Origin of the sequence: Streptomyces sp. HNM0575 (assembly GCF_012726265.1) — a bacterium.
GTDB lineage: Bacteria > Actinomycetota > Actinomycetes > Streptomycetales > Streptomycetaceae > Streptomyces.
Window position 1 is genome coordinate 70,318 of record NZ_JAASAG010000015.1, and the last position, 13,214, is coordinate 83,531.

11 protein-coding genes are annotated in these 13,214 nt (G+C 72.8%); 4 read left to right on the forward strand and 7 right to left on the reverse strand.

Annotation, left to right across the window (positions count from 1 at the left end; genetic code table 11):
* Positions 1 to 103: 103 nt before the first annotated feature.
* Positions 104 to 874, reverse strand: a complete 771-nt coding sequence (locus tag HCC61_RS28125) for a dioxygenase (protein ID WP_240969368.1) — start codon at positions 872 to 874, stop codon at positions 104 to 106.
* Between the two features lie 387 nt (positions 875 to 1,261).
* Here HCC61_RS28125 and HCC61_RS28130 point away from each other — a divergent pair, with 387 nt between their 5' ends.
* Complete coding sequence (locus HCC61_RS28130) at positions 1,262 to 2,458, forward strand: MarP family serine protease (RefSeq protein ID WP_169140272.1); 1,197 nt, start codon at positions 1,262 to 1,264, stop codon at positions 2,456 to 2,458.
* A gap of 185 nt (positions 2,459 to 2,643) precedes the next feature.
* A complete protein-coding gene (locus tag HCC61_RS28135; RefSeq protein WP_169140274.1) occupies positions 2,644 to 3,015 on the forward strand; it encodes a GntR family transcriptional regulator in 372 nt (123 codons plus the stop codon).
* A gap of 133 nt (positions 3,016 to 3,148) precedes the next feature.
* Here the strand turns inward: HCC61_RS28135 and HCC61_RS28140 are convergent, their stop codons facing one another.
* Entirely contained in the window at positions 3,149 to 3,715 is a 567-nt protein-coding gene (locus HCC61_RS28140; protein ID WP_169140276.1) for an NADAR family protein, read from the reverse strand.
* A gap of 57 nt (positions 3,716 to 3,772) precedes the next feature.
* The gene (locus HCC61_RS28145; RefSeq protein WP_169140278.1) at positions 3,773 to 4,924 is read right to left on the reverse strand and encodes a DUF5925 domain-containing protein; all 1,152 of its coding nucleotides are present in this window, start codon (positions 4,922 to 4,924) and stop codon (positions 3,773 to 3,775) included.
* Positions 4,925 to 5,133: 209 nt separating this feature from the next.
* On the opposite strand from HCC61_RS28145, the gene HCC61_RS31055 reads away from it, so the two are divergent.
* Positions 5,134 to 5,400: a hypothetical protein gene (locus tag HCC61_RS31055; RefSeq protein WP_169140280.1), complete on the forward strand. Its 267-nt coding sequence runs from the start codon at positions 5,134 to 5,136 to the stop codon at positions 5,398 to 5,400.
* 280 nt (positions 5,401 to 5,680) lie between these two features.
* Here HCC61_RS31055 and HCC61_RS28155 read toward each other — a convergent pair whose 3' ends face one another.
* The 4 genes from HCC61_RS28155 to hmgA form a co-directional block, all read right to left on the reverse strand.
* Positions 5,681 to 6,967 carry a type ISP restriction/modification enzyme gene (locus tag HCC61_RS28155; RefSeq protein WP_169140359.1) on the reverse strand — a complete coding sequence of 429 codons (1,287 nt, stop codon included), beginning with the start codon at positions 6,965 to 6,967 and terminating at the stop codon, positions 5,681 to 5,683.
* 134 nt (positions 6,968 to 7,101) lie between these two features.
* On the reverse strand, positions 7,102 to 7,968 hold the full coding sequence (locus HCC61_RS28160) for a DUF1989 domain-containing protein (RefSeq protein WP_169140282.1): 867 nt from the start codon (positions 7,966 to 7,968) through the stop codon (positions 7,102 to 7,104).
* A 180-nt stretch (positions 7,969 to 8,148) separates the two neighbouring features.
* Positions 8,149 to 8,901, reverse strand: a complete 753-nt coding sequence (locus HCC61_RS28165; RefSeq protein WP_169140284.1) for a GntR family transcriptional regulator — start codon at positions 8,899 to 8,901, stop codon at positions 8,149 to 8,151.
* 8 nt (positions 8,902 to 8,909) lie between these two features.
* Positions 8,910 to 10,304, reverse strand: a complete 1,395-nt coding sequence (gene hmgA / locus HCC61_RS28170) for a homogentisate 1,2-dioxygenase (RefSeq protein WP_169140286.1) — start codon at positions 10,302 to 10,304, stop codon at positions 8,910 to 8,912.
* 320 nt (positions 10,305 to 10,624) lie between these two features.
* Here hmgA and HCC61_RS28175 point away from each other — a divergent pair, with 320 nt between their 5' ends.
* The gene (locus tag HCC61_RS28175; protein ID WP_169140288.1) at positions 10,625 to 13,198 is read left to right on the forward strand and encodes a molybdopterin oxidoreductase family protein; all 2,574 of its coding nucleotides are present in this window, start codon (positions 10,625 to 10,627) and stop codon (positions 13,196 to 13,198) included.
* Positions 13,199 to 13,214: the final 16 nt, after the last annotated feature.

A 13,214-nucleotide genomic window follows, 5' to 3' on the forward strand; every position in this document is an offset into this window, starting at 1 on the left:
CTTACGGCGCCCGGGACTTCGCCCGCCCCGGCGGGCCCGCGCCCCGCGCCGCCGGCGGACGGCCGGGCCAGGGCGCGGCCGTCCGGCCTTCGGCGTCGACGCGTCAACCGCCCAGCTGCACGGACCGCTTGGCCAGCCCGGCCCAGAAGCCGTCGATGACGGTGCGCTGCCCCGCCAGTTCCTGCTCGCCCGCGCCGAGCGTGACGAAGAGCGGGGCGAAGTGCTCGGTCCGCGGGTGGGCGCGGCGTCCCGCGGGCGACTTGTGCTCGAAGTCGAGCAGGGCGTCGATGTCGCCGCGCTCCAGCGCCTCCTGGCCCCAGGCGTCGAACTCCCTTGACCAGCCGGGGGCTTCGTCCACGCCGGCACCCCACCGCAGCTCACTCAGATTGTGGGTGAAGAAGCCGCTGCCGACGATGAGGCAGCCCTCGTCGCGCAGGGGAGCGAGCCTGCGGCCCAGCCGCAGCAGCTCCTCCGGTTCGAGGGTGGGCATCGACATCTGGAGGACGGGCACGTCGGCGTCGGGATACATCTCCACGAGCGGTACGTACGCCCCGTGGTCGAGGCCGCGCTCCGGTGCGTCGTGTACCTGCTCACCGGGCCCGGAGAGCAGTTTCCGTACGCGCTCCGCCAGCACGGGCGCGCCCGGCGCCGGATACCGGACCCGGAAGTAGCGCTCGGGGAACCCCCAGAAGTCGTGGACGAGCGGCACCGTCCGCGTAGCGGAGAGGGTGACCGGGGCCGACTCCCAGTGCGCCGAGACGATCAGGATCGCCTTCGGCCGCGGCAACCGCGCGCTCCAGGCGGCCAGTTGGCCGGGCCACACTTCGTCGTCGGCCAGCGGCGGCGCGCCGTGGCTGAGGTAGAGCACCGGCATGCGGTCCTGCGCGGCGCCGGCGCCCGGCGCGGCCCGGGTGCTCGTCCCGGTGGTACCCGTGGCCATGATCGCCTCACTCTCCGCTACCGGATGATTGGTTAAAATTCGAACTACCTCGCCGTCGACGATAGCCGACCGGTGGGGCGTCCGCGGGACGAGGGCGACAGGAGCCGAACATCCGGGCATTCCGGTAGAAGGCCGGGGGAAGGGTGCAGAAGCCGGTGAGCCGCAGGTCCGTTGAGTGTGATAGGGAACCAACCCCGCTTGGTTTCGCGTGTGTTTCGCGACCGGGTGGCGGACGCGCAGGAGCGTCAAGGCACAATCGGGAGGACAGGGCCGCAACGTGAGCACGATGAGTAACCCGCGTGGGGCGAGAAGGGGTGTGCGGTGAACCTGCTGGATGTGCTGTTGCTGCTCGCAGTGGTGGTCTTCTCCGTTTCCGGCTATCAGCGTGGTCTCGTCGCGGGGTTCGTCTCCCTCGCCGGCTTCGTGGGCGGAGTCGTCGTCGGCGTGTGGGCCCTGCCGTTCGTACTGGAGAAGGTGCCGCCCGGCACCACGGAGGCGACCGTCGTGGCGCTGCTCACGGTGCTCGTGCCCGCGGCGCTCGGTCAGGCCGTGGCCGCTCCGCTCGGCTGGCGGCTGCGGGACGCGCTGAGCTGGACCCCGGTGCGCTGGGCGGACGGCGTGGGCGGAGTGGTCGTCAACGCGATAGCCGTGCTGGTGGTCGGCTGGGTCGCCGCGAGCGCGCTGTCCGTGTCGCCGTCACCGGCGCTCAACCAGGCCATCCGCGGCTCCCAGGTGCTCGGCACCGTCCAGGACCGCATGCCGGACCAGGCCGCCACCTGGTTCAACGACGCGACGGGCGCGCTCACCACGGCCGGATTCCCCCCGGTCTTCAACCCGTTCGAGCACGAGCCGGGCACCGAAGTCGCCAAGCCGTCCGGCGATTCCGTCACCCCGGCCGCGACCCAGGCCGCGAAGCGCAGCACCGTCAAGGTCGAGGGCGTGGCCGAGGTCGACGGAAGCGCACGCGGCCAGGAGGGCAGCGGCTTCGTCTTCGCGAAACAGCATGTGATGACGAACGCGCACGTCGTCGCGGGCGTCGACCAGCCGACCGTACGCGTCGGGGGCGTCGGCCCGCGCTACGAGGCGAAGGTCGTCGTCTTCGACTCGAAGACCGACGTCGCCGTGCTCGCCGTGCCCGGACTCCGGGCGCCGTCCCTGGAGTTCGCGGGCAACGCACCACGCGGTGCGCCCGGCGTCGTGGCCGGATATCCCGAGAACGGGAGCCTCGATCTGCGTGCCGCCGCGGTGGCCCAGCGGGTGCAGGCGAGAGGTCAGGACATCTACGGCGACAACCTCAGCACCCGGGACATCTACGCCATACGCTCCACGGTCCGGCCCGGCAACTCCGGCGGCCCGCTGCTGACGAAGGACGGCAAGGTGCTCGGAGTGATCTTCGCCCGTTCCACGACCGACGGCGGCACCGGCTACGCGCTCACCTCCCAGCAGGTGCAGCCGCACGCGCGCGAGGGTGCCTCCGCCACCCGGCCCGTCGACACCGGTAACCGCTCGGCGCTCTGAGCCGGTTCACGGGGCTGGTTCACGGGGCCGGTTCGTCGAGCTGTTTCGCCGGGCGGGTTCGCCGGGCCGTTCGCCGGCCGTCGACCGGACCGGGCCATGTGGCCGTCGGGGCGCCGCTGCCGGATCACCGCTGCCTGAGGGAGAATCGGCGGGCGTCAGCAGACCGCGAACAGACCGGAGACCACGTGTCGTTGCAGATCACCATCGACCCTGCCGCGCCGGACGCACCGTACGAGCAGCTGCGTGCCCAGATCGCCGAGCAGGCGCGAGGCGGGGGTCTGCCCACGGGGTACAAGCTGCCGACGGTGCGCGGACTGGCCGAGGAACTGGGCCTGGCCGCCAACACCGTGGCCAAGGCCTACAGGGCGCTGGAGTCGGACGGCGTCATCGAGACCAGGGGACGCCACGGCACGTTCGTCGCGGCGGCGGGCGACGCGGCGGCCCGTGAGATCTCCGCCGCCGCGCAGACCTATGCGCAGCGGGCCCGGCGGCTCGGCCTGGACCGGGACGCGGCGCTCGCCGCGGTCGGGGACGCGCTGCGGGCCGTCTACGGGTGACCGGCGTAAGCGACGGGTAGCGACGGCGTGCGGTGCGTGCCGTGCCCGGTCCCGCTGGTCCCCGGCGGAACCCCCGTACCCGGCCCCCCACGGAGAGCTGACCGCCTGCACCCGAACTGCACTTGCGCCGTACTCAGATCGGCGTGCCCGTACGGGTCAGCAGCCGTGTGCGGGCCTCCATCAGCGCGAAGCCCAGCAGGTTCTGCCCCCGCCACTGCGACGGATCGCGCACCCGCTCGTCGTCGGCGTCCAGGCCGATGCCCCACACCCGGTCCAGCGGGCTCGTCTCCACCAGCACCCGGCTGTTGGTGCCGAGCAGGAACTCCCGCAGCTCGCCGTACTGCCCGAACTTCCGCAGACTGCCCTCGACGACGATGGCGAACCGCTCGCGCTCCCACACGCCCGCGTCGAAGCCCCGCACCGCGCGTCCCGCGGCCTTCGCCTGCCGCGGGTGGCGGGCCTCGACGGCGCGGCGCTCCGCCTCCGCGTCACCGAAGAGCCGGGCCTTACGGGCCATCATCCAGTGCTCCGCCGTGGCGTACTCGACTCCCTCCGCCTCGAAGGGCGCGGGCCACCACTGGCTGAGGCAGCTCTTGCCGATGCTGCCGTCCCGCCTGGGCCGATGGCCCCAGAAGTAGAGGTACTTGAAGCGCTCACCGCTTGCGGCGCGCTCGGCGAGTTCGGCGACATCGGCGACCATGGCCGAGATTCTGGCACCACGGAGCGCCTCGCTCGACTGTTTATCAGGGCACGCGCCTCACAGATACAGGCCTGATCCCTCACGGTTGCCCAGGGCGGGAAGCGAAGCCGGCGAGGCGCCCTTGCGGAGCGCGAACAGCTCGGCCAGCGTGGCCCCTTCACGGCCGACGCCCTCCTCCGTGCCGAGCCAGTTGACCGCCTCGGTGCGGCTGAGCGCGCCGACCTCGATACGGGCCAGACAGCGGCCGGGCCGTACGACCGCGGGATGCAGCCGCTCCAGGTCCTCGTTGGTGGTGACGCCCACCAGCACATTGCGGCCCTGGCCCAGCAGACCGTCCGTCAGATTGAGCAGCCGCGAAAGCGCCTGCCCCGCCGCGTGCTTGGCCTCGCCCCGGATCAACTCGTCGCAGTCCTCCAGGAGAAGGAGCCGCCAGCGCTGCTCGTCGGAGTCGCTGTCGTCGGCACCGATGGCGATGTCCATCAGATAGCCGATGTTGTTGAACAGATGCTCCGGATCGAGCACGCAGTCCACCTGGCACCACTCGCGCCACGAACGGGCCAGCGTGCGCAGCGCGGAGGTCTTGCCGGTGCCGGGAGGACCGTGCAGGAGCAGCAGCCGCCCCGAGATCTCGTCCGGTGTGACCTTCATCAGCCCGTCCATGGCGTCGGCGACCCGCCCCGTGTAGTTCTGGCGTACCTCCTGCCACGAACCGGCGGTGATGGAACGGGTGGTGCGGCGCGGGCCGCGCATCGGCGAGTGATACCAGAAGCCCATGGAGACCTTGTCCGACTGCGGCTCCGGCTCGTCCTCCGCGCCGTGCACGGCCTCCTCCAGCCGCTTCCGGGCGAGTTCGCCGCTGACCGCCGTCACCGTGACGTCCGCGCCGTGCGTCCAGCGCGAGACCAGCACCGTCCAGCCCTCGCCCTCCGCGAGTACCGTGCTGCGGCCGTCGGCCTGCGCCTCGCGCAGCACCGTGGCGCCCGAAGGCAGCAGGGTGCGGCCCTTCTTGACGCGGTCCACGGAGTGGCTGCGCGAGTAGGGCTGCTCCCCGTTGGTGAAGCGCCCGAGGAAGAGCGCGTCGATGACGTCGGACGGCGAATCGGAGTCGTCGATGGTCAGATAGGGGGCGATCGCGCGCTCGGGCGGGGTCGGAGAGGTCAGAATCTCGCTCCTGTCGTCGGTGGCCGGCCTGCGGGCCTGTGCGGACATGGGTCACATGATCCGGCATCGGGGGCCGCGGTGCACGCACGTTTCGGCCCCGCCCGGAAGGACACGGGCGGGTATCACAGGACGTCTGGAATGTTCGTCAACGCGCCTGTGGGGCAGGTGAATCCTGTGACCGGGATACACGGGTGGAGCAGTCGGGCGTTAGGGTTGCTGTGCCCGGGCCTCGTGCCCTCGTACGGGTGGGGAGTGTCATGGAACAGATAACAGTGAGCGGCAGGGCACGAGTGCCTGCGATCAAATGCGGTACAGGCGCGACGAGTTCGCGTCTGGACCGGCATCTGGCTGTGCTCGCCGGCCCCGCCGTGCCGCAGGGTGAGACGGAAGAGGCGACTTCGCTGATGCGCGAGATCACCCGGCGAGATGCGGGGCGGCACCGGACGGGAGTCCGGGGCGCACGCGTCTCGCTGTTCGCGCCGTTGCGCAAACTGCGCCGCACACTTTTCGGCGGTCGCGGCTGAGCTTCCTCCGCAGTTCCCCGGGGCCTTCGGCCCGGGGGAGACCCCAAACCCCGGGCCCTCGGTCCGGGGGAGACCCCAACCCTGCACCTCGGGGCGGTGGCCGGTGATCCGGCCGCCGCCCCTTGTGTGCGTCTTGCGGCATGTGACGAGTGATGTGTGCGGCGTGCGGCCCGCTTGAAGGCCGAGGCCTGCCCGACCCCTCTCGGACCCGCCCCTTCAGCCCCGCAGACCCTCAGACCGGACTCTCCTCAGACCGGACTCTCCTCAGACCGGACTCCCCTCAGAGCAGCGCCAGTTGGCCGTCCGGTCCCTCTTCCGGCACGTCGAGGACCGACGCCGGGCGCCGGGCCGCCGCGGGCACGGGCAGCAGCCCCGCTCGGCCGAGGTCCGCCCGCCCGATCACGGCGCCGGCGCCCGCCGAACCGGCCCCGGCGGCCCCGGCCTTGTCCAGATCCCGCGCCAAGTCCCGCTGCTCCGGGCGCAGTTCGTCCAGCAGCGTGAGCACCGTGATCAGTTCCAGCAGCTCCGAGGTCCACTCCTGCGGCCAGCTGCGGGGACGTACGGCGGCCAGCGTCCCTCCCGGAGCGGGAGCCGCCGTCCGCTGCGCGAACCAGTCCTCCAGCACGCGGACGCCGCCCGCCTCGTACTCCCAGGCCGCCGGCGCCACCGGGGCGATCCGCCCGTCCCCGATGTGCAGCGAGCGCTCCTCGTCGTCGTAGCCGCGCTCACCGGCTTCCGGGGCCGTGGGGGCGGGCAACGGCGCCCGTACGTACGGACGGTGGCCGCCCGGCAGCCGGGGCCGCGCGCCGTCGACGCCGTCCTCGCCGGATCCCGCGCCGTCCGCCGCCCGGTCCGCTGCGTCGTTCTCCGCATCAGCGCAGCGCGCGCCCCGCGTATGCAGCCGGATCACGCGACGGCCGAGCGCCACACCGCGCCGCCACAGCTCCGGGTCCGCGGTCAGCGGCACCACGCGGCCACCGGGCCCGGGACGGGCGGCGGCGGCAGTCCAGGCCAGCAGGTCCCCCGCCGTGACCGGCGTGTCCAGCCGCCCGGTGAGAAGCTCCAACAGGCCCGGGAGGACGTTGGGTTCGCGGCCGCCGGGCCGCCTGTGCAGCGGCCGTATGCGCCCCGGACGGCCCGCGGGCGTATGACCGTCGGGCAGCAGCGCGGTGAAGGTGAACAGCGGCCCGGGATGCCTGTGGTCGTGTGCCGTCTCCACCAGATGCGTCTGGTGCCCGTCGCTCACCCGCCACAGCTGCGGACGAGCGGCATCGATGAGCCGGTGGTCGGGGATGAGCCACTGCTGGTCGAACGGGCCGTGCAGGACCGGCACCGGCTCCGGGCAGCGGCCGTGCTCCCGTACCAGCCGCCCCTCGTGCGCGGGCATCCCCGGCAGCGGTGCGACGGCGCTGTGCAGCGTGCGGGAGCGGCTGGGCCCGAACAGCGCCTCGCGCTCCGCCTCGCGCCCGGCGCGGATCAGGGCGTTCCAACGGGCGCGCAGCGTGGCGGCGTCCGGCGCGAGGACCCATGCGCGTCCCGGGCGCAGCGGCGCGACGGACCAGGGCATCACCTCGTCGAGCAGGGGCGCGCCGGACGCGAGTGCGTCCTCGGCGCGGGTGCCGGTGCCCGTACCCGTGCCTGTGGGCGCTCCGGCTCCGGCTCCGGTGCCGGTGCCGGTGTCGGTGCGGGGTCCGTCGTCGCTCACGGTTCGATGCTACGAGCGGGACCGTGGCGCCAGTCAGGGCGCGTAATGCCGTGCAGTCCGCCGTACGCGGCCCGCTCGGGCGGCGTCCAGTCCGTCAGCAGCGCGGGATCGACGCGGTGGACCTCCACCCCGATCGGGTGGCAGAACTCCACCGGGTCCACCCCGGAACCCGGCCCCCACATCGGCACGGACAGATCGCCGCCGGGGCACGTGGACAGCGCGCACAGCAGGTCCTGTTCGGCGAAGAACTCGAAGTGGTCGCCGGGCCGCGCGGGGCAGTCCTTCATGAAGTACTGGTCGTGCTCGTTCAGTCCGGTGCACTGGAAGACGTTCAGCACATCGTGTACGTCGAACTCCGTGAGCCCGTACGGCAGTACGGCCCGCACCAGGTTCGAGTGGCAGTGGTGGTCGAAGTCCTCGCCGGTCAGCATGCGGTTGACGTACGGATCGCACCGCGTGCCCAGCAGGTCGTGGACCCTGCCGCCCTCCGCGTCCGGCCCGTACCCGGCGAGGGTGTCGCCGGTGACCGTCAGCAGCGGCCGCAGGAACGGCAGCGTCGACCACAGCCGGTCGTAGGTGCTCACATGCGCGCGCTGCAACTGCCTTGTGCGGGAGGCCCACAGGCGCTCGCGCGGGTCGTGCCGGTTCCATACGTTCAGGTCGCCGACCTGGGGTCCCTCCACCGTGATCAGGCGGCACAGGTGCCCCGCCGGCACCTCCCAGGCGCGGCCCGAACGCACCGGCACGGTGAAGGAGTCCACCGGTTCGCGGCCACCGTGCGCAGCGACCCTGTCGTAGAAGGCGCGGTCGACGTCGAGCGGACCGCCCTCCTCTGCCTGGTATGCGGCGTCGGTGCCCGCCATGTGCGGGGCTCCTTCCGTGCGTTCCGGTGCGTCCCGTGCGTCCCGGTGCGTCGATGCGCGCCGGGCCGCGGACTGCCGCCCTCCCTCAGCGCATCTGCCCCCGGCCGCTCAGCGCACCGGCCCCCGGTCGCTCAGCGCACCGGCCCCCGGTCGCTCAGCGCACCGGCCCCCGGTCCCTCGTCAGTGCGCCTGGAGGGTCACGGAGAAGGAGAAGCGGTCGCCGCGGTAGTGGATCAGGGCGACGTCCACCACCTGCCCGTCCTCGTCATACGTCACACCCGTGTAATGCAGGATCGGGCTGAGCAGCGGCACGTCCAGCAGCTTCGCGGTCTCCGGGTCGGCCAGCCGGGCCTCCAGGGTGTCGGTGATCCGGCTGATGCGCACGCCCACCCCGTCGCGCAGCACCTTCGTCATCGGCCAGCCGCGCTCCAGGTCGGCGGGGTCGATGTGCGGTGCGACGCGTGGATGGATGTAGTTCTCCGCCCAGTTGGTCGCCTCGCCGGTGTCCGGGTCGCGGCGCAGCCGCCGGTACGCCGTGGCCTCCGAGACGCCGGCGAAGTGCTCGGCCAGCTCCGGCGGCAGCGCCGCCGGCCCGTGTTCCAGCAGCGTCGTGGCGTCGCCGGACTGCTGGGCCACGATCGTGTCCACCGAGCCCAGCAGCCGGACCGGCCTGGTCCTGCGAGCCTCGGGCTCGATGAAGGTGCCGCGCCGCCGGTGCCGGGAGATCAGCCCCTCCGTCTCCAGCTCCTTCAGGGCCTGCCGCATGGTCAGCACGCTCACGCCGTAGTGCTCGGCGAGGCGTTCCTCGGTCGGCAGCCGCAGCGGGGCCTGCGGGGTGCGCCCCAGTATCGAGGCCCGCAGCGACTGCGAGACCTGATACCACAGCGGCAGCTTGCGGTTGAGCTCCAGCGAGTCGGGAGCGAAGACGGACACGGCACCCCCTACGGGCGGAAGTTGCGCTGGAGACCCTGCCACACGTCGTCGTAGCCGGACTGGAGATGGGCGGCCTGAAGGGCCTGTGCGGTGGGGATCACGGGCCAGCGCGTCTCGAACATGAAGGCCGTACCGTCGTCGATCTTCTGCGGCCTCAGCTCCGCGGAGCTGGCCCGGTCGAAGGTCTCCCGGTCGGGTCCGTGCGCGGACATCATGTTGTGCAGGGAGCCGCCGCCCGGCACGAAGCCCTCCGCCTTGGCGTCGTAGGCGCCCTCGATCAGGCCCATGTACTCGCTCATCACGTTCCGGTGGAAGTACGGGGGCCGGAAGGTGTCCTCGCCCACGAGCCAGCGCGGCGCGAAGACCACGAAGTCGACGCCGGCCAGGCCCGGGGTGTCGGACGGCGAGGTGAGCACGGTGAAGACCGACGGGTCGGGGTGGTCGTAGCTGATGCTGCCGATGACGTTGAAGCGGGCGAGGTCGTAGACGTACGGGACGTGGTTGCCGTGCCAGGCGACGACGTCCAGCGGCGAGTGGTCGTAGCGGGCCGCCCAGAGGTTGCCGCAGAACTTGTTGACCACCTCCACGGGACCGTCCAGAACGCCCTCCTCCTCGTACGCGGCGACCGGCGCCATGAAGTCCCGTGGGTTCGCGAGGCCGTTGGCACCGATCGGGCCCAACTCCGGGAGCCTGAAGGGCTGTCCGTAGTTCTCGCAGACATAGCCGCGAGCGGTCTCCTCCAGCAGTACGGCACGGAAGCGCACGCCCCGCGGAATCAGCGCGACGTGCCCGGGCTCGGCCCTCAGCAGCCCGAACTCGGTGCGCAGCAGCAGCCCGCCGCGCTCCGGGACGATCAGCAGCTCGCCGTCGGAGTCGCAGAAGACGCGGTCCGTCATGGAGGTGTCGGCGGCGTAGAGGTGTACGGCCATGCCGGAGCGCTGTGCCGCGTCGCCGTTGCCGCCGAGGGTCCACAGCCCGCCGACGAAGTCGGTGCCGGGCGGCGGGTCGGGCAGCGGGTTCCAGCGCAGCCGGTTCGGGTCGGGCTCGGCCTCGGTGAAGGGCGCGCTGCGCAGACCTCCGTTGCGGGTGCGTGCGAAACGGGGATGCGCGGCCGAGGGGCGGACGCGGTAGAGCCACGACCTGCGGTTGTGCGCGCGGGGCTCGGTGAAGGCCGTGCCGCTCAGCTGCTCCGCGTACAGGCCCAGCGGGGCGCGCTGCGGGGAGTTGCGTCCCGTGGGCAGCGCTCCGGGGACGGCCTCACTGCTGTGCTGGTTGCCGAAGCCGGAGAGGTAGACGAGTCCTTCCGCCGTCTTGCGCGCCTGCTCCCGGGCCGCCGTACCGCTTCCGGTGCCGGCTCCGGCGCCGCTGCCGTTGCCGTTGCCGCTGCCGCTGCCGTTGGTCATCGGGTCTCCTGCCGCTCATGGTCCCCCTGAATTCCTGTACTTGACCATAGGAATGCGGGGTACGGGCGTCAATGAGGCGTGAACGGCGGCGGGGCGTCTCCCGTGCACGGGCGGAGGAGGAGCGCGCGCGGACCCGGCCGGCCCGTGACGCCCGCATGTGACCCCCGCCCGCAACCCCGGCCCCGCAACCCGCTCCCGTAACCCGTCCGCAACTCCCGTCCGTAACCCCCGTCACGTTCCCCGGCTCCCGCGGGTGAACTGCCGTCCGCAGGGCCTACAGTCGTGGCACGGAGTGACAACAGCACGGTCCGAGGAGCCCCATGACCGCGACCGGTACGTCCGGCACGTCCGCCGAAGCCGCCCCCGCCGCCACCCGTCCCCACGACCAGAGCAGCACCAGGCTGCGCATCTGCCCGCTGTGCGAGGCGACCTGCGGCCTGGAGGTCACCGTCGAGGCCGGCCGCGTCACCCGTGCACGCGGTAACCGCGACGACGTCTTCAGCCACGGATTCGTCTGCCCGAAGGGCGCGTCGTTCGGCGAACTCGACTCGGATCCCGACCGGTTGACGCGCCCGCTGGTGCGCGGCGCGGACGGTGAGCTGAGAGAGACCGGCTGGGACGAGGCGTTCGCGGCGGTCGCCGCCGGACTCGGGGCCGTGCTCGCGGACGGCGAGCGCGACGCCGTCGCCGTGTACCTCGGCAATCCCAACGTGCACACCATGGCGGGCTCGCTGTACCCGCCGCAGCTCCTCGGCGCCCTGCGCACCCGCAACTTCTACACGGCCAGCACCCTCGACCAGATGCCCAAGCACGTCTCCTGCGGGCTCCTCTACGGCGATCCGCAGGCCATCCCGGTCCCCGACGTCGACCGCACGGACCATCTGCTGATCTTCGGGGCGAACCCGGTCGAGTCCAACGGCTCGCTCGCCACCGTCCCCGACTTCCCGGGCCGGCTGAAGCGGCTGCGCCGCCGCGGCGGCCGCCTCACCGTGGTCGATCCGCGCCGCACGCGTACGGCGAGGCTCGCCGACCGGCACGTGGCGATCAGGCCGGGCAGCGACGCGCTGCTCCTGATGGCGATGGTGCACGTGCTCTTCGACGAAGGGCTCACCGACACCGGCGAGCTCGGGCCGCACCTCAGCGGCGTCGACGAAGTGGCGGAACTGGCAAGGGAGTTCACCCCGGAGGCCGTCGAGGACGCCTGCGACGTGCCGGCCGAGGAGATCCGCAGCCTTGCGCGCGAGCTGGCGTCCGCGGAGAGCGCCGCCGTCTACGGAAGGGTCGGCTCCTCCACCGTCGAGTTCGGCACCCTCACCAACTGGCTGGTCGACGTGCTGAGCGCCCTGACCGGCAACCTCGACCGGCCGGGCGGCTCCATGTTCCCGCTGTCGGCCACCGCGCGGGCGCCGCGCCCGGCCGCGGCCTCAGGGGCGTCCGGGCCAGGGACCTCCGGGACGGGGGATTCCGGGACGGATTCTGGGACCGGGAATTCCGGGCCCGGAGCCACCGGCGGCACCCCCGGCAAGGGCTTCACGCTGGGGCGCTGGCACTCCAGGGTCAGCGGCCATCCCGAGGCCAAGTCGGAGCTGCCGGTCGTCGCGCTCGCGGAGGAGATCACCACACCCGGCGACGGCCGGGTACGGGCGCTGATCACCCTCGCCGGCAACCCGGTGCTCTCCGCGCCCGACGGCGAAGGGCTCGAAGAGGCCCTCGCCCGGCTGGAGTTCATGGTCAGCGTCGATCCGTATCTCAACGAGACCACCCGCCACGCCGACGTCGTACTGCCGCCCGCGAGGCCGAGCCGTACCCCGCACTTCGACTTCGCCTTCAACGCGCTGCCCGTACGCAACCAGGTCCGCTACACGCGTGCCGTCGTCGAGCCGGAGGACGACGAGCCGGGCGAGGCGGAGATCCTCGCGCGGCTGCTGCTGTGCCTCGCCGGCAAGCCCGGCGCCCCCGCGCACACCGTCGACGACGCCGTCATCGCACGCACCCTCGGCAAGGCCGTCGCCGACCCGCACTCGCCCGTGCACGGCGAGGACGCGGAGCAGCTCGCCGCGCGGCTGACCGGACGGGACACCGTCGAGCGGCGCCTGGACATGATGCTGCGGCTCGGCCCGTACGGAGAGGGCTTCGGCGCCGACCCCGACGGGCTGAGCCTGGACATGCTGCTCGACCGTCCGCACGGCATCGACCTGGGGCCGCTGCGCCCGCGGCTGCCGGGGCTGCTGCGTACGCGCTCCGGCACGGTCGAGCTCTGTCCGGAGCCGGTGCGCGCGGACGTGCCACGGCTGCGGGCGGCGCTGCGGCGGCGCACGGAAGGGGACGCGCTGGTGCTCGTGGGGCGGCGGCACCTGCGCTCCAACAACAGCTGGATGCACAACGTGCCCGCGCTGCGCGGCGGTTCGAACCGCTGCACCCTCCAGATCCACCCCGACGACGCGGCACGGCTCGGCGTCGCCGACGGCCGCGACGCCACGATCACGGGCGACGGCGGAGAGGTGACCGCACCGGCCGAGGTGACCGACGCGGTGCGGCCGGGCGTCGTCAGCCTGCCGCACGGCTGGGGGCACGACCGGCCCGGTACGCGGATGCGGGTCGCCGCCGGTGAGCCGGGAGTCAACGTCAACCAGCTGCTGGACGGTTCGCTGCTGGATCCGCTGTCCGGGACCGCGGTCCTCAACGGCTTCGCGGTACGGGTCGCGGCGGCCACGGCCGAGGACCCTTCGGTGGACGGTAGGGCGGCAGGTTCGGCGGCCGGTACGGCGGCAGCTTCGGTGGACGGTACGGATGAGACGGCCGGACCGCCGTCCGCCGGGGACGCACCGGGCACGGCCACCGCTCCCGGCACGGGCGGACCGGCGGCTCGCGCGACGGCGCCGGGTGCCGGGTGACCGCTGCGGCTCCGGA

What these genes read in the sequence shown, in the direction of transcription:
- HCC61_RS28155 (WP_169140359.1), bottom strand. Translation starts at nt 6,967, where the DNA reads ATGCCCTGGTCCGTCGCGCCGCTGCGCCCGGGACGCGCATGGGTCCTC.
- HCC61_RS28145 (WP_169140278.1), bottom strand. Translation starts at nt 4,924, where the DNA reads ATGTCCGCACAGGCCCGCAGGCCGGCCACCGACGACAGGAGCGAGATT.
- HCC61_RS28160 (WP_169140282.1), bottom strand. Translation starts at nt 7,968, where the DNA reads ATGGCGGGCACCGACGCCGCATACCAGGCAGAGGAGGGCGGTCCGCTC.
- HCC61_RS28140 (WP_169140276.1), bottom strand. Translation starts at nt 3,715, where the DNA reads ATGGTCGCCGATGTCGCCGAACTCGCCGAGCGCGCCGCAAGCGGTGAG.
- HCC61_RS28125 (WP_240969368.1), bottom strand. Translation starts at nt 874, where the DNA reads ATGCCGGTGCTCTACCTCAGCCACGGCGCGCCGCCGCTGGCCGACGAC.
- HCC61_RS28175 (WP_169140288.1), top strand. Translation starts at nt 10,625, where the DNA reads ATGACCGCGACCGGTACGTCCGGCACGTCCGCCGAAGCCGCCCCCGCC.
- hmgA (WP_169140286.1), bottom strand. Translation starts at nt 10,304, where the DNA reads ATGACCAACGGCAGCGGCAGCGGCAACGGCAACGGCAGCGGCGCCGGA.
- HCC61_RS31055 (WP_169140280.1), top strand. Translation starts at nt 5,134, where the DNA reads ATGGAACAGATAACAGTGAGCGGCAGGGCACGAGTGCCTGCGATCAAA.